The 17,529-nt window shown below is 68.5% G+C and carries 17 protein-coding genes; 3 read left to right on the top strand and 14 right to left on the bottom strand.

Annotated features, from left to right (window positions below):
• The 13 genes from AB7U92_RS05785 to def form a co-directional block, all read right to left on the bottom strand.
• Positions 1–306, bottom strand: a 306-nt coding sequence (locus AB7U92_RS05785) for a hypothetical protein (RefSeq protein WP_428575234.1), incomplete at its 3' end; no start/stop codon positions are given.
• Position 307: 1 nt separating this feature from the next.
• Positions 308–1,207 (bottom strand): phosphoribosylaminoimidazolesuccinocarboxamide synthase, encoded by a 900-nt coding sequence (locus AB7U92_RS05780; RefSeq protein WP_428575233.1) that lies wholly within the window; start codon positions 1,205–1,207, stop codon positions 308–310.
• A 118-nt stretch (positions 1,208–1,325) separates the two neighbouring features.
• Positions 1,326–2,390 carry a class II fructose-bisphosphate aldolase gene (fba, locus tag AB7U92_RS05775; RefSeq protein WP_428575232.1) on the bottom strand — a complete coding sequence of 355 codons (1,065 nt, stop codon included), beginning with the start codon at positions 2,388–2,390 and terminating at the stop codon, positions 1,326–1,328.
• Positions 2,391–2,532: 142 nt separating this feature from the next.
• The gene (ppsA, locus tag AB7U92_RS05770) at positions 2,533–4,926 is read right to left on the bottom strand and encodes a phosphoenolpyruvate synthase (protein ID WP_428575231.1); all 2,394 of its coding nucleotides are present in this window, start codon (positions 4,924–4,926) and stop codon (positions 2,533–2,535) included.
• A gap of 67 nt (positions 4,927–4,993) precedes the next feature.
• On the bottom strand, positions 4,994–6,205 hold the full coding sequence (locus AB7U92_RS05765; RefSeq protein ID WP_428575230.1) for a threonine ammonia-lyase: 1,212 nt from the start codon (positions 6,203–6,205) through the stop codon (positions 4,994–4,996).
• Positions 6,205–7,635 carry a pyruvate kinase gene (gene pyk, locus AB7U92_RS05760; RefSeq protein ID WP_428575229.1) on the bottom strand — a complete coding sequence of 477 codons (1,431 nt, stop codon included), beginning with the start codon at positions 7,633–7,635 and terminating at the stop codon, positions 6,205–6,207. The genes AB7U92_RS05765 and pyk overlap by 1 nt, the downstream gene beginning before the upstream one ends.
• 74 nt (positions 7,636–7,709) lie before the next feature.
• Positions 7,710–8,903, bottom strand: coding sequence for a phosphoglycerate kinase (locus AB7U92_RS05755; protein WP_428575228.1), 1,194 nt, complete (start codon positions 8,901–8,903; stop codon positions 7,710–7,712).
• Positions 8,904–8,967: 64 nt separating this feature from the next.
• Complete coding sequence (locus AB7U92_RS05750; protein ID WP_428575227.1) at positions 8,968–9,300, bottom strand: AzlD domain-containing protein; 333 nt, start codon at positions 9,298–9,300, stop codon at positions 8,968–8,970.
• The gene (locus tag AB7U92_RS05745; RefSeq protein WP_428575226.1) at positions 9,297–10,028 is read right to left on the bottom strand and encodes an AzlC family ABC transporter permease; all 732 of its coding nucleotides are present in this window, start codon (positions 10,026–10,028) and stop codon (positions 9,297–9,299) included. Before AB7U92_RS05745 ends, AB7U92_RS05750 begins: the two co-directional genes overlap by 4 nt.
• Positions 10,029–10,081: 53 nt before the next feature.
• Positions 10,082–10,456 carry a hypothetical protein gene (locus AB7U92_RS05740; protein WP_428575225.1) on the bottom strand — a complete coding sequence of 125 codons (375 nt, stop codon included), beginning with the start codon at positions 10,454–10,456 and terminating at the stop codon, positions 10,082–10,084.
• A 37-nt stretch (positions 10,457–10,493) separates the two neighbouring features.
• Positions 10,494–11,342 (bottom strand): zinc metalloprotease HtpX, encoded by an 849-nt coding sequence (gene htpX / locus AB7U92_RS05735; RefSeq protein WP_428575224.1) that lies wholly within the window; start codon positions 11,340–11,342, stop codon positions 10,494–10,496.
• Between the two features lie 67 nt (positions 11,343–11,409).
• The gene (fmt, locus tag AB7U92_RS05730) at positions 11,410–12,369 is read right to left on the bottom strand and encodes a methionyl-tRNA formyltransferase (protein ID WP_428575223.1); all 960 of its coding nucleotides are present in this window, start codon (positions 12,367–12,369) and stop codon (positions 11,410–11,412) included.
• Positions 12,370–12,380: 11 nt separating this feature from the next.
• Entirely contained in the window at positions 12,381–12,893 is a 513-nt protein-coding gene (def, locus tag AB7U92_RS05725) for a peptide deformylase (protein WP_428575222.1), read from the bottom strand.
• Between the two features lie 237 nt (positions 12,894–13,130).
• Here def and AB7U92_RS05720 point away from each other — a divergent pair, with 237 nt between their 5' ends.
• Genes AB7U92_RS05720 through AB7U92_RS05710 form a run of 3 tightly spaced genes read left to right on the top strand, consistent with a single transcriptional unit; the run spans position 13,131 to position 15,953 of the window.
• Positions 13,131–14,300: a LysM peptidoglycan-binding domain-containing protein gene (locus tag AB7U92_RS05720; protein WP_428575221.1), complete on the top strand. Its 1,170-nt coding sequence runs from the start codon at positions 13,131–13,133 to the stop codon at positions 14,298–14,300.
• Between the two features lie 31 nt (positions 14,301–14,331).
• Complete coding sequence (gene dprA / locus AB7U92_RS05715; protein ID WP_428575220.1) at positions 14,332–15,444, top strand: DNA-processing protein DprA; 1,113 nt, start codon at positions 14,332–14,334, stop codon at positions 15,442–15,444.
• A gap of 56 nt (positions 15,445–15,500) precedes the next feature.
• Positions 15,501–15,953, top strand: coding sequence for a DUF494 family protein (locus AB7U92_RS05710; RefSeq protein WP_428575219.1), 453 nt, complete (start codon positions 15,501–15,503; stop codon positions 15,951–15,953).
• Between the two features lie 10 nt (positions 15,954–15,963).
• On the opposite strand, the gene AB7U92_RS05705 is transcribed toward AB7U92_RS05710, so the two are convergent.
• Positions 15,964–17,529 (bottom strand): DUF1631 family protein (locus tag AB7U92_RS05705; protein ID WP_428575218.1); only part of this gene is annotated, 1,566 nt, incomplete at its 5' end.

Raw genomic sequence — 17,529 nt, 5'->3', positions numbered from 1 at the left:
GACGCCTTCGGCGTGGGAGCACGAAAGGGATATTGCCCGTGAACGCAGCCACTTCTCGACAGCGCTTTGAGCATCACCAGATTTGAGAAGAATGAGCCCTTCCGCAATATTGACGAGTGATAACAGTGGTGCACCCAATACTTCCCTGGGTTGCCCTCTGACTAGAGCAATAATCGCCTTTGCCTTGTCTATTTCGCCCCGTCTCGCTCGATAGGCAGCGATTCTCGCGTTGGCAATAAACTGCTCTGACGGAGTCGCCGCCGAACTAGCTAGCAATTCCTGCTGCGCGAGAAATCTTGATGACATATCACTTCTCCGTCAGCGCATGAAGTGCGATCTGATATCGCTTAGTCGATAGAGCAACAATATCGGAGTGCAATGTTGGCGCTGGAGATCGCTTGTTCCACAATCGCCCATCGACACGAACACTCTCCAGCCAATCCCGCACGAACTGCTTGTCAAAGCTCGGCGGATTGTTCCCTTCCGAATATTCCTCCACCGGCCAGAACCGTGACGAATCCGGCGTCAGGATCTCGTCCATCAAGGTCAGCGTGCCATCTTTGTCCAGCCCGAACTCGAACTTGGTATCGGCGATGATGATTCCGCGCGTCAACGCATACTCCGCGGCCTCCTTGTAGAGGCGGATCGACACATCGCGCACCTTGGCCGCCAGCTCGGTGCCGACGATCTGCTCCATGCGCTCGAAGCTGATGTTCTCGTCGTGCTCGCCCATCTCGGCCTTCGTCGCCGGCGTGAAGATGGGCTCGGGCAGCTTGCTGGCGTTCTTCAGGCCCGGCGGCAGCTTCACGCCGCACACGCTGCCGCTCAGCTGGTACTCCTTCCAGCCGCTGCCGGCCAGGTAGCCTCGCACCACCGCCTCCACCGGCAGCGGCTTCAGCCGCTTCACCAGCATCGAGCGGCCGCGCACCTGCTCGCGCTCGTCGGGCGCCACCACGCTCTCCGGGTCTTCGCCGGTCAGGTGGTTGGGCACGATGTGGCCGAGCCTGGCAAACCAGAACAACGCCATCTTCGTGAGCGTTTCGCCCTTGCCCGGAATAGGCTCGTTCATCACCACGTCGAAGGCGCTGAGCCGGTCGGTCGCCACCATCAGCAGGCGGTCTTCGCCCACCGCATAGTTGTCGCGCACCTTGCCCCGGGCAATCAGCGGCAGGGAGTGCAGGGAGCTTTCGTACAGGGCGGCAGTCATGGCAGTCCTTCGGTCGCCGCGTGGGCGTGGGTGGCAGGAGGGGGATCGGGCAATTCTACGAACCGGCCCCAACGAAAAACCCGGCCGAAGCCGGGTTCCGAGAGGCCGTGGGCAGCGCTCAGACCACCGTCTGCGCCAGCTCGCCGCGGGCGTAGCGCTGGGCCACTTCGGTCAAGCTCTGTGCCTTGATCTTGGCGGCCTGGCCTTCGCAGCCGAATTCCAGGTAGCGCTGCTTGCACACCTTGTAGGCAGCCTCGCGCGCCGGCTTGAGCCACTCGCGCGCATCGAACTTGTCCGGGTTCTCGGCGAGGAACTTGCGCACGGCGCCGGTCATCGCCAGGCGGATGTCGGTGTCGATGTTGATCTTGCGAACACCGTGCTTGATCGCTTCCTGGATCTCCTCGACCGGCACGCCGAAGGTCTCCTTCATCTTGCCGCCGTACTGGTTGATGATGGCCAGCAGCTCCGGCGGCACCGACGAGGAGCCGTGCATCACCAGGTGCGTGTTCGGGATGCGCTTGTGGATCTCCTTGACTCGGCCGATCGCCAGGATGTCGCCGGTGGGCTTGCGGCTGAACTTGTAGGCGCCGTGGCTGGTGCCGATGGCGATGGCCAGCGCGTCCAGTTGCGTGGCCTTCACGAAGACCGCCGCTTCCTCGGGGTCGGTGAGCATCTGGCTGTGGTCGAGCTTGCCGGCCGCGCCGATGCCGTCTTCTTCGCCGGCGTCACCCGTCTCCAGGTTTCCCAGGCAGCCGAGTTCGCCCTCGACCGTCACGCCCACGGCGTGGGCCATGTCCACCACCTTGCGCGTGACCTCGACGTTGTAGTCGAAGCTCGCCGGCGTCTTGCCGTCGTCGCGCAGCGAACCGTCCATCATCACCGAGCCGAAGCCGAGCTTGATGGCGCCCTCGCAGACGGCGGGCGAGGTGCCGTGGTCCTGGTGCATCACCAGCGGAATGTGCGGATACGACTCGGTGGCCGCCTGGATCAGGTGCTTGATGAAGGGCTCGCCGGCGTACTTGCGCGCCCCGGCGCTGGCCTGCAGGATGACCGGCGCACCGACTTCATTGGCGGCCTGCATCACCGCCTGCACCTGCTCGAGGTTGTTGACGTTGAAGGCGGGGATGCCGTAGCCGTTTTCGGCGGCGTGGTCGAGCAGCTGACGCATCGAGACGAGAGGCATGGAGGTTCTCCGGAGTTTGAATCGGTCGGCTCGCCACGCACCGGCGCCGGTAACCTGGCGGTAACTACAAGGATTTTAGCCAGCGGGGTCGGCGCAGCCGGGTCATTCACACCTCCGCATCCGGGGGATGCGGGCGGCCCGATCAGCCCTTGCCCGCCTCGATCTCCGCCAGCATGCGCATCGTGCGCAGCACGGTGTCCGGCGTCAGGCTGATGCTGTCGATGCCCAGGCCGACCAGGTACTTCGCGATCTCCGGGTGGTCGCTCGGCGCCTGGCCGCAGATGCCGCTGTGCCGGCCGTTGCGCCGGGCGCCTTCCACGGCCAGCCGCAGCATCTTCAGCATGCCCGGGTCGCGCTCGTCGAAGGATTCGGCCACGATCTCGCTGTCGCGGTCCACGCCCAGGGTCAGCTGCGTCAGATCGTTCGAGCCGATCGAGAAGCCATCGAAGAGCTCGGAAAACTCGTCGATCAGCAGCACGTTGTTCGGGATCTCGCACATCACGTAGACCTGGAGCCCGTTGGTACCGCGCGCCAGGCCGTGGCTCGCCATCGCATCGAGCACCCGGCGCGCCTCGTCGAGCCGGCGGCAGAACGGCACCATCACCTTCAGGTTCGTCAGTCCCATGTCGTCGCGCACGCGCTTGAGCGCCTGGCACTCGAGGGCGAAGCCCTCTGCATAGGCCGGGTGCACGTAACGCGCCGCGCCGCGGAAGCCGATCATCGGGTTCTCCTCGTGCGGCTCGAAGGCGCGGCCGCCCATCAGCGCGGCGTATTCGTTGCTCTTGAAGTCCGACAGCCGCACGATCACCGGCCGCGGGTAGAAGGCCGCGGCGATCGTGCCGATGCCCTCGGCCAGCCGCTCGATGAAGTAGCTCGCGCCGTCGCGATGCCCTTCAATCAGGGTGAGCATCTGGGCCCTCTCCTTCTCGTCTGCGATGCGCTCGGGGTGCAGCACCGCCATCGGGTGCACCTTGATGTGCTCGTTGATCACGAATTCCATGCGGGCCAGGCCGACGCCGTCGCAGGGCAGCTGGCTCACCTGGAAGGCCAGCTCCGGATTGCCGAGGTTGACCATGATCTCGGTGTGCGGCTTCTTCAGCCCGGCGAGGTCGCTCACCTCGCGGTGGAAGGCCACCTCGCCCGCATAGACCTTGCCGACGGCCCCTTCGGCGCAAGACACCGTCACGCGTTCGCCATCCGCCAGCGCCGTGGTCGCATGTTCCGCGCCGACCACCGCCGGAATGCCCAGCTCCCGCGCGACGATGGCTGCATGGCAGGTGCGCCCGCCGCGGTTGGTGACGATCGCCGCCGCCGTCTTCATCACCGGCTCCCAGTCGGGCGTGGTGGTGTCGGCCACCAGCACCTCGCCGGGCCGGAACTCGGCCAGGTGGCGCGCATCGGCCACGCGCCGCACCGCGCCAGTGGCGATGCGCGCGCCCACGGCGCGGCCGCGCGCCTTCACCTCGCCCTTCCCGTCGAGCACGAACTCCTCGATCTGTGCGGCCTTGCGCTGCGACATCGCGGTCTCGGGCCGCGCCTGCACGATGTAAAGCGGGCCATCGGGGCCGTCCTTGGCCCACTCGATGTCCATCGGGCGGCCGTAGTGCTCCTCGATCTGGATGGCGGCGCCGGCCAGTTCCAGCACGTCGGCATCGCTCAGGCAGAAGCGCGCCCGGTCGGCCTTCGGAGTCGGGCGGTTCACCACCGGCTCGCGCGTGCGGCCGCTGGCATAGACCATCTGCACCTGCTTGTCGCCCAGGGTGCGGCGCAGCACGCTGCGAAAGCCCTGCTTGTAGGTCGGCTTGTGCACGTAGAACTCGTCGGGGTCGACGGCGCCCTGCACCACGTTCTCGCCCAGGCCCCAGGCGCCGGTGATGAACACCATGTCGGGGTGGCCCGACTCGGTGTCGATGCTGAACATCACGCCGCTGGAGGCCAGGTCGCTGCGCACCATCTGCATCACCGCCACCGACAGGTAGACCTTGAAGTGGTCGAAGCCGTTGTCGATGCGATAGGAGATGGCGCGGTCGGTGAAGAGCGACGCCTGGCAGCGCTTCACGGCATCGAGCAGCACCTCCTCGCCCTGGATGTTGAGGTAGGTGTCGTGCTGGCCCGCGAAGCTGGCGTTGGGCAGGTCTTCGGCGGTGGCCGAGCTGCGCACCGCCACGCTGAGGTCTTCGCCGAAGCGCGCCGTCATCTCGCGCCAGGCCTCGCGGATCGTGGTCTCGACATGCTTCGGCATCGGCGCGCCATAGACGATCTCGCGGCAGCGCTTGCCGGCACGCGCCAGGGCCTTGACGTCGCGCTTGTCCAGGCCGTCGAGCGCACGGTGCAGTTCCACCCAGGCATCCGATTCGTCGAGCGCGTCGCGGTAGGCCTCGGCCGTGACCGCGAAACCGTCGGGAATACGCACACCCAGCGGCGCCAGCGAGCGGAACATCTCGCCGAGCGAGGCGTTCTTGCCGCCCACCAGCGGCAAGTCGGCCAGCGTCAGGTCTCGAAACCAGCGGATGCAACTCGTCGGCGCGCTCGTCATGGCGGATCTCCCGGATCAGTTCGATCCTCATGCTCCGCCGGCCGCCGCGGTCGCGGCTTGAGAACCGTCAACCGATGCGTTCGGCCCGGTAACCCTGCGTGCGCATCGCCTCGACGATCTGCGCGATGTGCTCGACGCCGCGTGTCTGCACCACGACCTCGATCTCGGCGCGCTCGACCGACAGCGAAGTGAAGGCGCGCTGGTGGCGCACCTCGTCGATGTTGGCACCGAGCTTGCCGAGCAGCGTGGCCACATCGGCCAGCGCGCCCGGCACGTCGCGGATGTCCAGGCGCAGCCGCGCCAGCCGGCCCGACTTCACCATGCCGCGCTGGATGATCTCGGCCAGCACCAGCGGCTCGATGTTGCCGCCGCACAGCACGAGGCCGACCTTGCGGCCGGCGAATCGCTCGCGGTGCTTCATCAGCGCCGCGAGGCCGACGCCGCCGGCGCCTTCGACCACCGTCTTCTCGATCTCGAGCAGCATCAGGATGGCCTGCTCGATGTCGTCCTCGCTCACCAGCAGCACGTCGTTCACGCGCTCGCGGATGATCGGCACCGTCAGCGTGCCCGGCGACTTGACGGCGATGCCGTCGGCGATGGTGGCCTGGGCGCATTCGCGGTGCTCGCCGTGAACAGCGTTCCACACCGCCGGGAAGCGCTCGGTCTGCACGCCGTAGACCTCGATGCCCGGCTTGATCGCCTTGGCGGCGGTGGCCATGCCGGCGATGAGCCCGCCGCCGCCGATGGCCACCAGCAGCGTGTCGATCTCGGGCTGAGCCGCGAGCATCTCCAGCGCGATCGTGCCCTGGCCAGCGGCCACCGCGAGGTCGTCGTACGGATGCACGACCGTGTAGCCGCGCTCCTGCGCGAGCGCGAGGCCATGCGCGCGCGCATCGTCGAAAGTGTCGCCCTCGAGCACCACGGTGGCGCCGAAGCGGCGCGTGTTGTCGACCTTCACCGCCGGTGCGAAGCGCGGCATCACGATGGTCGCCGGGATGCCCATGCGCTGCGCGTGATACGCCACGCCCTGCGCGTGGTTGCCCGCCGACACCGCCAGCACGCCGGCTGCGCGCTCGGCCGCACTCAGCTGTGCCATCTTGTTCAGCGCGCCGCGCTCCTTGAAGGAGGCGGTGAACTGGTGGTTCTCGAACTTGAGGAAAACCTCGCAGCCGGCCAGCGACGACAGGGTGCGCGAATGCAGGCAGGGCGTGTCGACCACCTCGCCGCGCAGGCGCCGTGCGGCGGCTTCGACGTCGGCCAGGGTGAGCGTGCTGGCCATCAGGCGACGCGGCAGACCTTGAGCATGTTGGTGCCACCGGGGTAGCCCATCGGCTCGCCGCAGGTGATCGCGTAGGTATCGCCGGGGCGCAGCACGCCCCTGTCGACCAGCAGCTTCTCCGCCGCCGCCAGCGCCTGGTCGCGGTCGGTGTGGGTGGCCATGAGCAGGGGCCGCACGTTGCGGTACAGCGTCATCTTGCGCTGCGAGACGAGCTGCGTGGTCAGGCCGTAGATCGGCACCTTGACGTTGTGCCGGCTCATCCACAGCGCCGTCGAGCCCGACTCGGTCAGCGCGAGGATGGCCTTGCAGCCGAGGTGATGCGCGGTGAACAGCGCGCCCATCGCGATCGACTGGTCGATGCGGCCGAACTTCTTGTTGGTGAAGTCGGTCTCGATGGTGATGTCCTCGGCGGCCTCGGCCTCCAGCGCGATCGCCGCCATCTGCGTGATGGTCTCCACCGGGTACTTGCCGGCCGCGGTCTCGGCGCTGAGCATCACGGCGTCGGTGCCGTCGAGCACGGCGTTGGCCACGTCGCTCACCTCGGCGCGCGTGGGCACCGGGTTGACGATCATCGACTCCATCATCTGCGTCGCGGTGATGACCACCTTGTCCATCTCGCGCGCCATGCGGATCATGCGCTTCTGCAGCGCCGGCACGGCGGCGTTGCCGACTTCCACTGCGAGGTCACCGCGCGCGACCATGATGCCGTCGCTGGCCTTGAGGATCTGGTCGAGCACCGGAATCGCTTCGCTGCGCTCGATCTTGGCGATCATCGCCGGCTTGTGGCGCCAGGGCTCGCCGGCCACGTTGGCGAGCTGGCGCGCCATCTCCATGTCGGTGGCGTTCTTCGGGAAGCTCACCGCCAGGTACTCGCACTGGAAGGACATCGCGGTCTTGATGTCCTCCATGTCCTTGGCCGTGAGCGCCGGCGCGGTCAGCCCGCCGCCGGCCTTGTTGATGCCCTTGTTGTTCGACAGTTCGCCGCCGACCACCACGCTGGTCACCACCTGCTCGCCGCGCACTGCGTCCACCGTCAGCCTGATCAGGCCGTCGTTGAGCAGCAGCGTGTCGCCGGGCTTCACGTCGCGCGGCAGGTCCTTGTAGTCCAGGCCCACGCGCTCGTTGTTGCCGAGCTCGCTGGTGCCGGCGTCGAGCACGAAGGTCTGCCCCGGCTGCAGCACCGTCGAGCCGCCGTCAAACTTGCCGACGCGGATCTTCGGGCCCTGCAGGTCGGCCATGATGGCCACTTCCTTGCCGGCACGCGCCGCCACCTCGCGCACGAGCGCGGCGCGGTCGATGTGGTCCTGCGCCTTGCCGTGCGAGAAGTTCAGCCGCACCACGTCGACCCCGGCGCGCATCATGCGCTCCAGCACCTCGGGGGAGCTGGAGGCGGGGCCGAGGGTGGCGACGATCTTGGTGGCGCGGGGCATGGAGTCTCCGTGGATGGGGTCGGCGGATTATCGAAGTGCCGTGGCGCGCCGACCCGTGATGGCAGGCATGACTGTCATGCCTGCGCGCGCTTGGCGAGGATCTCGAAGGCCGGCAGCGTCTTGCCTTCCAGCACCTCGAGGAAGGCACCGCCGCCGGTGGAGATGTAGCCCACCTGCTTCTCGATGCCGTACTTGGCGATGGCCGCCAGCGTGTCGCCGCCGCCGGCGATGCTGAAGGCGCTGCTGTCGGCGATGGCGCGCGCGATGGCCTCGGTGCCCTTGGCGAACGCGTCGAACTCGAACACGCCCACCGGGCCGTTCCAGACGATGGTGCCGGCGGCCTTGAGCATGCCGGCGAGCTGTGCGGCGGTCTGCGGGCCGATGTCGAGGATCAGGTCGTCGGCGGCGACGTCGGTCGCGGCCTTGACGGTCGGCGTCGCGTCGGCCTTGAACGCCTTGGCGACCACGACATCGACGGGAATCGGCACCGCGGCGCCGCGCGCCTTCATCGCCTCGATCACCGCCTTGGCGTCGCCCACCAGATCCTTCTCGACCAGGCTGTTGCCAATGGGCAGACCCGCAGCCAGCATGAAGGTATTGGCGATGCCACCGCCGACGATCAGCTGGTCGACGTTCTTCGCCAGGCTCTGCAGGATGGTCAGCTTGGTGCTGACCTTGCTGCCGGCGACGATGGCCACCAGCGGGCGCTTCGGGTTGGCCAGCGCCTTGGAGATCGCGTCGATTTCGGCGGCCAGCAGCGGGCCGGCGCAGGCGATCCTGGCGAACTGCGCGATACCGTAGGTTGAGGCCTCGGCGCGGTGCGCGGTGCCGAAGGCGTCGTGTACGAAGATGTCGCACAGCGCAGCCATCTTCTTCGCCAGTTCCTCGTTGTTCTTCTTCTCGCCCTTGTTGAGGCGGCAGTTCTCCAGCATCACCACCTGGCCAGGCGCCACCTGCACGCCATCGACCCAGTTGGACACCAGCGTCACCTCGCGGCCGAGCAGCTCGCCCATGCGCTTCGCGACCGGCGCCAGCGAATCCTCAGGCTTGAACTCGCCTTCGGTCGGGCGGCCCAGGTGCGAGGTCACCATCACTGCCGCGCCGGCCTTCAGCGCCTGCTCGACGCAGGGCACGCTGGCGCGGATGCGGGTGTCCTCGGTGATGTTGCCGGCGTCGTCCTGCGGCACGTTGAGGTCGGCACGGATGAAGACGCGCTGGCCGGCCACCTTGCCGGCGGCGATCAGGTCGGTGAAGCGAAGAACGTTCATGATGAAACTCAATGGTTGATGATAAGGTAACCTGGTTACTTCGAGAAATCGTTCGAGGCTGGCGCTACCAACCCCACACCAGCCGCAACGGCAGGAATACGGCCAGGCCAGCGAGCAGCGGCCCGAGCACGCCAGGGCGCCACAGGTAGTACAGCGTGGAGGCCAGCACGGCGGGTAGCCGCGCGTCCTGCCAGGTGGTGATGAACGCCCCGCGCGTCAGGAAGATCTCCGGGACGACCACCGCGGCCAGCGCCGCCAGCGGAGCCACTTTCAGCCCCCGCTGCAGCCACAGCGGGATCTTGACCTCCCGCTCGGGAAAAAGGAAGAAGTTGCGGGTGACCACCGTCACCACCGCCAGGCCGAGGATGGCCAGCGCACCGTTCCAGCCCTCGGTCACGCGCCGCCTCCATTGAGCTTCTGCCCGGCGCGCTCGGCCTGCTCGATCAGCAGCCCCGCGGCCACGGCGGCCGCGATCGCCACCACGATGTTGAGCTTCAAGGGCAGCGCATAGGCGGCCACGGCGGCGGCGCCGGCCACGATGGCCGCCGTCCAGGTGCTGCGGTCGTGCATCAGGCCGTAGGTCAGGCCCAGCATGGCCAGCGTGCCGGCGAAGCCCAGGCCCCACTGGGTGGGGATGGCCTCCGACAGGAAGATGCCCAGCAGCGACGGGATCTGCCAACACAGCCAGATCGTGGCGATGCCGCCGACGATGTAGTGCACCTGCCCTTCTTCGCGGCGCCCGCCGGGCCAGGCGCGCTGGAAGGCGATCAGGTTCAGATCGGCCAGCAGGTAGCCGATCGCCAGCCGCCGGCCGCGCGGCAGGTGGCCGAGGTGCACGCGCCATTGCGCGCTGAAGATCACGAAGCGCAGGTTGACGCAGAACGCTGCTGCCCAGATCACCCACAGCGGGGCGCCGCCGGCCAGCAGCGGCAGCGAGGCCAGTTGCGCGCTGCCCGCATACACCGTGAGCGACATCAGCACGGCCAGCGGCAAGGACAGGCCGCTCTTGGCCATCGCCACGCCGGTGACCAGGCCCCAGGCGGCGATGCCCGGCGCGAAGTCGAGCATGTCACGTGCACCGCGGCGGAAGTGGGAGTCGTGCAGCAGCGCACGCAGCGGGGTCATGCCCGCATTGTCGTCGCTCGTGAGGGCCGCCTTCCGTGGCGGCAGTCAGTCGATCAGGACTCGCGCGCCTTGGGCTTGGCCTTGGACTCGCGGTTCTTCGCCGGAGCCTTGTCTTCAGCGTGATCGGGGTCTTCCGTCGACGGCTTGGCGGCCGCGTTGGAGGCGGCCACCTGCGGCACCACCTCCTGGAGCTGGTTCTCGCGCATGTAGTCGTTCATCTCGCGCCAGCCGGCAAACACGGCGGCACGATCGGCCTTCTTGTTGAGCGCGTAGCAGTCCTCGATCGCCCGGCCGGCGTGGCGACAGGCACCGCCGATGGCCTTGCCGTCGGCCTCGCGGCTGGCGGCCACTTTCTCCGGCGACTCGATGCCGAGCAGGTCGCAGCCGGCGAGGAGCGTGAGCAGCAGCAGGGGAACGAGGCGCTTCATGGCTGCCTTATCGGCAGCCGGCGCATCGACTTGAGCCTCAGGCGCCGCCGGCCATGGCCAGCAGGCGCTGCACGCGCTCCTCGGTGGCCGGGTGGGTGGAGAACAACCCGCGCAGCCCGCCGCCGGCCAGCGGATTCATGATCATCATCTGCGCCGTCTCCGGGTGGCGCTCGGCCGCCGCCATCGGGATGCCGCGGGCGTAGGCGTGGATCTTCTCCAGCGCCGAGGCCAGCGCGCGCGGGTCGCCCGAGATCTCGGCGCCGCCGCGGTCGGCCTCGAACTCGCGCGAGCGGCTGATCGCCATCTGGATCAGGCTGGCCGCCAGCGGCGCCAGCAGCATCACCAGGATGCCGACGATGGGGTTGGCGGGGCGGCCTTCGCTGTCGCGTCCGCCGAAGATCATCGCGAAGTTGGCCAGCATCGAGATCGCACCGGCCATGGTCGCGCTGATCGTGCTGATCAGGATGTCGCGATGCTTCACGTGCGCCAGTTCGTGCGCCATCACGCCGCGCAGTTCGCGCTCGCTGAGCACGCGCATGATGCCGGTGGTGGCCGCCACCGCCGCGTTCTGCGGGTTGCGGCCGGTGGCGAAGGCATTGGGGGCCTGCTCGTCGATGATGTACACGCGCGGCATCGGCAGCTGGGCACGCTCGGCCAGCTCGCGCACCATGCGGTAGAACTGCGGCGCGGTGGTCTCGTCGACCTCGCGCGCGTTGTACATCTTCAGCACCATCTTGTCGGAGAACCAGTAGCTGAAGAAATTCATCGCGATGGCGATGGCCAGCGCGATCATCATCCCGCTCTGCCCGCCCATGACCGAGCCGATGGCCATGAACAGGCCGGTGATGGCCGCCATCAGGATGGCCGTCTTCATCAGATTGAACATGGTCTTGCTACTCCGTGTGGGCGCCGCAGATGCGGCACTGCCGTAGATGCGGCCCGGGCCGCCGAGTTCAACTGCCGGCCGCCTCGAAGACGGCGTCAGGCGCGATCGGGTGTCCGGCGAGGAAGGCGGCGGCCGGCAAGCGCTTGCCGCCTGCGCGCTGCAACTCCGTGAGGCGAAGTGCGCCCTCACCGCAGGCAACCTCGACGCCGGCTTCTCCCCCCTGCAGCACCTGCCCGGGCAGGCCCGTCCCGGGGCAGACCCGGGCCCGCCAGACCTTCAGCGATTCCCCCGCCAGCGTCGCCACGCCGCCGGGGAACGGGTCGAAGGCACGCAAACGGCGCTCGATCTGCACCGCCGGCAGTCGCCAGTCGATCACGGCTTCCGCCTTCTCGATCTTGTGCGCGTAGGTCACGCCCTCTTCGGGCTGGCGCACCGGGGCCAGGCCACCGCAGGCCGCCAGTTCCAGCGCCTCGACGATCAGCCGGCCACCCAGCCCCGCCAGGCGGTCGTGCAGGCTGGCGGTAGTGTCGTCGGCGCGGATCGGCTCGCGCCCGACCAGCAGCATGTCGCCGGTGTCCAGGCCCGCGTCCATCTGCATGATGGTGATGCCGGTCTCGGCATCGCCCGCCTCGATGGCGCGGTGGATCGGCGCCGCGCCGCGCCAGCGCGGCAGCAGCGAGGCGTGGATGTTCAGGCACCCCAGGCGCGGCAGTTCGAGCACCCAGGGCGGCAGGATCAGGCCGTAGGCGGCGACCACCATCACGTCGGGCCGGGCAGCCTGCAGCGCCTCGCGGGCTGCGGCGGCGTCGTCGGCGTATTTGCCGTCGAGCTTCAGGCCACGGGGCTGCGCCACGGCGATGCCATGCGTCAGTGCGAAGGCCTTCACCGGCGAGGCTTGCAGCTTCAGGCCGCGGCCGGCAGGCCGATCCGGTTGCGTGAGCACCAGCGGGATCGTGAAGCCCGCTTCGTGCAGCCGCTGCAGCGCGACCGCGGCGAACTCCGGCGTGCCGGCGAAGACGACGCGCATCGGCTGGCGCGTCAGGCGCGGACCTCGTCGCGCGACTTCTTCAGCATCTTGGTCTTGATGCGGTCGCGCTTGAGCGGGCTGAGGTACTCGACGAACACCTTGCCCATCAGGTGATCCATCTCGTGCTGCACGCACACCGACAGCAGGCCCTCGGCGTCGAACTCGTAGGTCTCGCCGCTGCGGTTCAGCGCCCGCACGCGCACGCGCGCATGGCGCTGCACCTTGTCGTAGATGGTCGGCACCGACAGGCAGCCCTCGTCGCCGACGTGCATCTCCTCGCTGCGCATGATCAGTTCAGGGTTGATCAGCACGCGAGGCTCGTTGCGGTCCTCGGAAGTGTCGATCACGATCACGCGCTCGTGAACGTCGACCTGGGTCGCGGCCAGCCCGACCCCTTCGGCGTCGTACATGGTCTCGAGCATGTCGTCGACAAGCTGGCGGATGCGCTCGTCGACCTGCTGCACCGGCTTGGCGACGGTGTGCAGGCGCGGGTCGGGATAGCGGAGGATGTTCAGTCGAGCCATTTGTATCCAGTCGATTCTGCCGGAAGCCTTTGTGGAGCGCACACAACGAGGCGGTCCGTGACAGGCCTCACACTGCCGGCCGCAGCGGCCCAGTTTCGTTGCGATATCAAGGGTTTAGAGGCAGAATCTTCGAAACCATATGAGCATTTTCGCCGAATGCGGGCCGCTCACGGAGCGTTCGGCTCAGCAACCCTAGAGCGCGCTGGAATCTTCAGCGCGGCCCGGAGAACCGCCCCCATGATGCGTCGCCAGCCGATTGTCTCCTCTGCCCGCCGGGCCGCTGCGCTCTCGACGGCCCTCGGCGCCGCGCTGTTCGCCTCGTCGGCGCTCGCCGTCAACTATCCCGTGACGCCTCAGCAGCGCAGCACGGCGCAGCAGGTGGCTCAGGCCGGCGTGCCGCTGTCCGAGCTGGCGGCCAACGCACCCGACTCCTACACCGTCAAGCGCGGCGACACGCTGTGGGGCATCTCCAGCATGTTCCTCAAGTCGCCCTGGCGCTGGCCCGAGCTGTGGGGCATGAATCTCGATCAGATCCGCAACCCTCACCTGATCTACCCCGGCCAGATCCTGTACCTCGACAAGACCGACGGCCGCGCCCGGCTGCGCCTGGGCCAGCAGGTCGGGCCCGACGGCACCGTCAAGCTCTCGCCGCGCGTGCGCTCCTCGGCGCTGGGCGACGGCGCCATCCCGTCGATCCCGTTCCACCTGATCGAGCCGTTCCTCACCGAGGCCGTGATCTTCCAGACCAACGAATTGGAGGCAGCGCCGCGCATCGTCGGCACGCAGGAGGGCCGCGTCGTGCTCGGCAAGGGCGAACTGGCCTACGTGCGCGGCGAGATCGCGCCGCAACGCGAGTTCCGCATCTTCCGCGAGCCCAAGGCGCTGCGCGACCCGACCACCCAGGAGGTCCTCGGCTTCGAGGCCACGTACGTGGGCGCGGCGGAGTACGTCCGCCCCGGCGAGACGCGAAACGGCGCCGATGGCAAGCCGGAGATCGTGCCGGCGACTTTCTCCGTCACGGCGGCCAAACTGGAAGCGGGCGTCGGTGACCGGCTGGCCCCCGTGCCGCCGCGAGAGTTCAGCAACTACGCGCCGCACGCGCCGCAGAGCCCGATCCAGGGCCAGATCGTGTCGATCTACGGCGACGCGCTGACCGCCGGGCAGAACCAGATCGTCGCGCTGAACAAGGGGTCGGCGGACGGCATGGAGCGGGGCCATGTGCTGGCCCTGTGGACTGCCGGCGAGAGGGTGATCGACAAGACCGACCCGGCTCGCCCGACCATCAAGCTGCCCGACGAGCGGCACGGCATGCTCTTCGTGTTCCGCGTCTTCGACCGCATGTCGTACGCGCTCATCCTGTCGGTGAAGAGCCCGGTGAAGGCCGGCGACAAGTTCACCCAGCCCTGAGCCGGCACCGGGGCCCGCTTCCCGGCCCGACATGAACCGCCGCGAATGCGACGCGCGCGAGCTCGGCGCCTGGTTGCGCCTGCTCGAGACCCCGGGGGTCGGCCGCGAGGCCGCCCGGCGCCTGCTTGCCGCCTTCGGGTCCCCTGACGCCGTTCTCGCGGCCAGCATCGAGGATCGCCGTCAGGTCGTGAGCGCGGCAGCTGCCGTGGCCCTGGCGCGGCCGGGCGAGCACCACGATGCGCTGATCTCCACCACGATCAACTGGCTGAGCGCAGACAGTCGCCGCCAGGTGCTGTGCCTCGGCGAGCCCGACTATCCACCGCCCCTGCTCGAGATCGCCGATCCCCCGCTGCTGCTGTACGCCAGCGGACGGGTCGAGTTGCTCCGCCTGCCGTCTTTGGCCATGGTCGGCAGCCGCCATGCCACTGCGCAGGGGCGGGAGAATGCCCGGACGTTTGCCGCGCAACTGGGCCAGGCCGGCCTCACGATCGTCTCCGGGCTGGCGCTGGGGATCGACGGCGCCGCCCACGAAGGTGCGCTCGACACCCCTGGTGGCACGATCGCGGTCGTGGGCACGGGGCTGGACCAGGCCTACCCCCGCCGGCATGCCACACTTTCCCAGCAGATCGCGGAGAAGGGCCTGCTCATCAGCGAGTACTCGCTCGGCACGCCGCCCCTGCGGGAGAACTTCCCCCAGCGCAACCGCATCATTGCCGGCCTGACGCGCGGCACGCTGGTGGTCGAAGCCACCCTTCAATCCGGCTCTCTGATCACCGCCCGGCTGGCCGCCGAGGCTGGCCGCGACGTCTTCGCCATGCCCGGATCCATCCACGCGCCACAGGCCAAGGGCTGCCACGCCCTGATCAAGCAAGGCGCCAAGCTCGTCGAGACGGTGCTGGACGTGCTCGACGAACTCGGTATCGCGATGGCGCCGGCCGTGCCCGCGGTGTCTGCCCCGGAACCCGACGCTCCGGCCCATCCGCTGCTGGACGCGATGGGCCATGACCCGATCGGCCTGGACGAGCTGGTGGCGCGCACCGGTTGGAGCGCCGCCGAGCTCAACGCGCGCCTGCTCGACCTCGAACTGGCCGGGCGAGTCGAGCGGCTGCCCGGGCAGCGATTCCAGCGCCTCGACAGGGCCTGACAGGGACGGCCGAAACTTCACGCACCTCGCGATTGCCGCTGGGGTATAGTGAATCCATGTTCGACGTGCTCGTGTACCTGTACGAAAACTACTGGCGACCCGATGCGTGTCCCGACCATGAACAGCTGACCCGCAAGCTGTCGTCGGTCGGTTTCGAATCGGACGAGATCCAGGAGGCGCTGCGCTGGCTCGACGGCCTGGCCGATGCATCGGAGGCCTACGTCGGCGAACAGCGGCCCGGTGCCCTGCGCGTCTATTCGGCCCAGGAGCACGAGCACCTCGGCGAGGAGTCGATCGGCTTCATCAGCTTCCTCGAATCCGCCGGCGTGCTTCCACCGCCGATGCGCGAGATGGTGATCGACCGCGCCAGCGCGATCAGCGGCGGCCCGCTCGACCTCGAGGACCTCAAGATCATCGTGCTGATGGTCTTCTGGAGCCTGGGCGAGGAGCCCGACGCGCTCATCCTCGACGAACTGTTCGTCGCCCCGGAAGAGCGGCTCATCCACTGAGCGGCAGCGCTCAGTTCAGCAGCCGGCTCGGATCGACGTCGAGCTTGGCCAGCGCGCTGCGCGTGGCCTTGACCGTCAGAGATTCCTCCTGCGCCGGCACGAGCAGGCCGGCCTGAAGGAACGCAGCGAGGCGGTGCTGCTGGAACAGGATGCCGCGGCCCTGCGGCGACACGAACAGCGTCAGCTGCTTGCGCAGCCCCTGCCAGGCCAGCTGCACCTGCTCGTTGCGGCCCCGGTAGTCGAGCATGTACCAGCTGCCCACCTGGAGCTCGCGCGCCCAGGCCAGCATGGCCGGCGTCGGCATCGAGCCGCCCTCGCCCACCACCTCGAGTTCGGAACTCTCGTGGCCGGAGAGGTCCAGCACCATCGACTCGTCGATCTCGACATCGGCGGCCTCGGGCAGCAGTTCCTCCAGCGTCTCCAGGCGACCCATCAGCTCCTCGAGCCGCTCGTGCGGGATCACCGCCGCCTTGGCGGTGAAGGCCGCAGCCAGCGAATTGTTGAGCTTCTGGATGTGCTCGTCCTGCTTGTCCAGCGGCACGCCGGCGTTCTCCATGCCCTCGCGCAGCGTCTTGAGCAGCGGCGGCAGGCGGCGGATCACCTCGGCGCGCTCCTCGCGCGACACCTTGGCGCTGGCCGACCAGATGAGGTCGGCCGCGGCGCGCTTCATGGCCTTCGATTGCTCGCTCTGTGCATCGCCCGTCTTCACGGCGGTCATGGCCATCACGTCGGCCCAGACCTGGAACAGGAACTCGCGCACGCCCTCCTGCACCGGCACCTCGTTGAGCATCTTGCGCAGCTCGATGGTGTACTGGATCGCCATCGTCTCGCGCTGCTCGACCTGCTGAGCCAGCGAGACGCCCTTGCGCGAAGCCTCGTTGGCATTCTTGAAGTAGTGCTCGAGGAACTTCTCGAACTCGGTCAGCACGGTCTGGAAGACGCGCCGGCCGGTGTCGGGATACGCCTCGACCACCTGGACAACGCGCTTGATCTCCTTTTCGAGCAGTTCGGCCACCGCGCGGCCGGTGGCGTCGAACCCCATCACGCAGGCACCCATGCGGTCGATCAGCTTGCGCGCCGGGTGGTCGACGGTGGCGAAGAAGTCGGGTTCGCTGACCGCCACGCGCAGCACCGGCATCTGCAGCCGCGCGAACCACACCCGCACCGTGGCGGGAATGCGTTCCTCGGTGAGGATGCTCTGGAACAGAAGGGCCACGATCTCGATCGTCGCGCGCTCCACCGGCGTGGCCGCGGCCTGCTTGAGCGCCTGCTTGCGCTGGTGCAGTTCCTCCAGCATCGCCGGCGTGCTGACGGCGCCCATGTCGCTGCGCGCGCCGCCGGCGGGAGCCAGTCGACGGGCGATGCCCTGCTGCGCGTCGGAGATCGCCGCGCGCAGGGCCGGCGACGCCGCCACCGGCGCTGCGGATGCAGCCTGCTGGGTGGCGGCGAACTCCGGCAGTTGCCGGCCGATCAGCTTGTTCAGCCGGCCGAGCACGGCCTCGGCGTGGTCGATGCCGCGCGCCAGCGGGCCGGCGCGCGTCATCATGCGCGTCTCTTCGCCGACGCCGCCGCGGCC

Source organism: Piscinibacter sp. (assembly GCF_050175855.1).
Taxonomy (GTDB): domain Bacteria; phylum Pseudomonadota; class Gammaproteobacteria; order Burkholderiales; family Burkholderiaceae_C; genus Piscinibacter.
This window is presented reverse-complemented; position numbering and strand designations above follow the sequence as displayed.

Bases quoted from the DNA above. Each gene is read 5' to 3' on its own strand.
- AB7U92_RS05780 (WP_428575233.1), bottom strand. From the start codon at position 1,207: ATGACTGCCGCCCTGTACGAAAGCTCCCTGCACTCCCTGCCGCTGATT.
- fba (WP_428575232.1), bottom strand. From the start codon at position 2,390: ATGCCTCTCGTCTCGATGCGTCAGCTGCTCGACCACGCCGCCGAAAAC.
- ppsA (WP_428575231.1), bottom strand. From the start codon at position 4,926: ATGACGAGCGCGCCGACGAGTTGCATCCGCTGGTTTCGAGACCTGACG.
- AB7U92_RS05765 (WP_428575230.1), bottom strand. From the start codon at position 6,205: ATGGCCAGCACGCTCACCCTGGCCGACGTCGAAGCCGCCGCACGGCGC.
- pyk (WP_428575229.1), bottom strand. From the start codon at position 7,635: ATGCCCCGCGCCACCAAGATCGTCGCCACCCTCGGCCCCGCCTCCAGC.
- AB7U92_RS05755 (WP_428575228.1), bottom strand. From the start codon at position 8,903: ATGAACGTTCTTCGCTTCACCGACCTGATCGCCGCCGGCAAGGTGGCC.
- AB7U92_RS05745 (WP_428575226.1), bottom strand. From the start codon at position 10,028: ATGACCCCGCTGCGTGCGCTGCTGCACGACTCCCACTTCCGCCGCGGT.
- AB7U92_RS05740 (WP_428575225.1), bottom strand. From the start codon at position 10,456: ATGAAGCGCCTCGTTCCCCTGCTGCTGCTCACGCTCCTCGCCGGCTGC.
- htpX (WP_428575224.1), bottom strand. From the start codon at position 11,342: ATGTTCAATCTGATGAAGACGGCCATCCTGATGGCGGCCATCACCGGC.
- fmt (WP_428575223.1), bottom strand. From the start codon at position 12,369: ATGCGCGTCGTCTTCGCCGGCACGCCGGAGTTCGCCGCGGTCGCGCTG.
- def (WP_428575222.1), bottom strand. From the start codon at position 12,893: ATGGCTCGACTGAACATCCTCCGCTATCCCGACCCGCGCCTGCACACC.
- AB7U92_RS05720 (WP_428575221.1), top strand. From the start codon at position 13,131: ATGATGCGTCGCCAGCCGATTGTCTCCTCTGCCCGCCGGGCCGCTGCG.
- dprA (WP_428575220.1), top strand. From the start codon at position 14,332: ATGAACCGCCGCGAATGCGACGCGCGCGAGCTCGGCGCCTGGTTGCGC.
- AB7U92_RS05710 (WP_428575219.1), top strand. From the start codon at position 15,501: ATGTTCGACGTGCTCGTGTACCTGTACGAAAACTACTGGCGACCCGAT.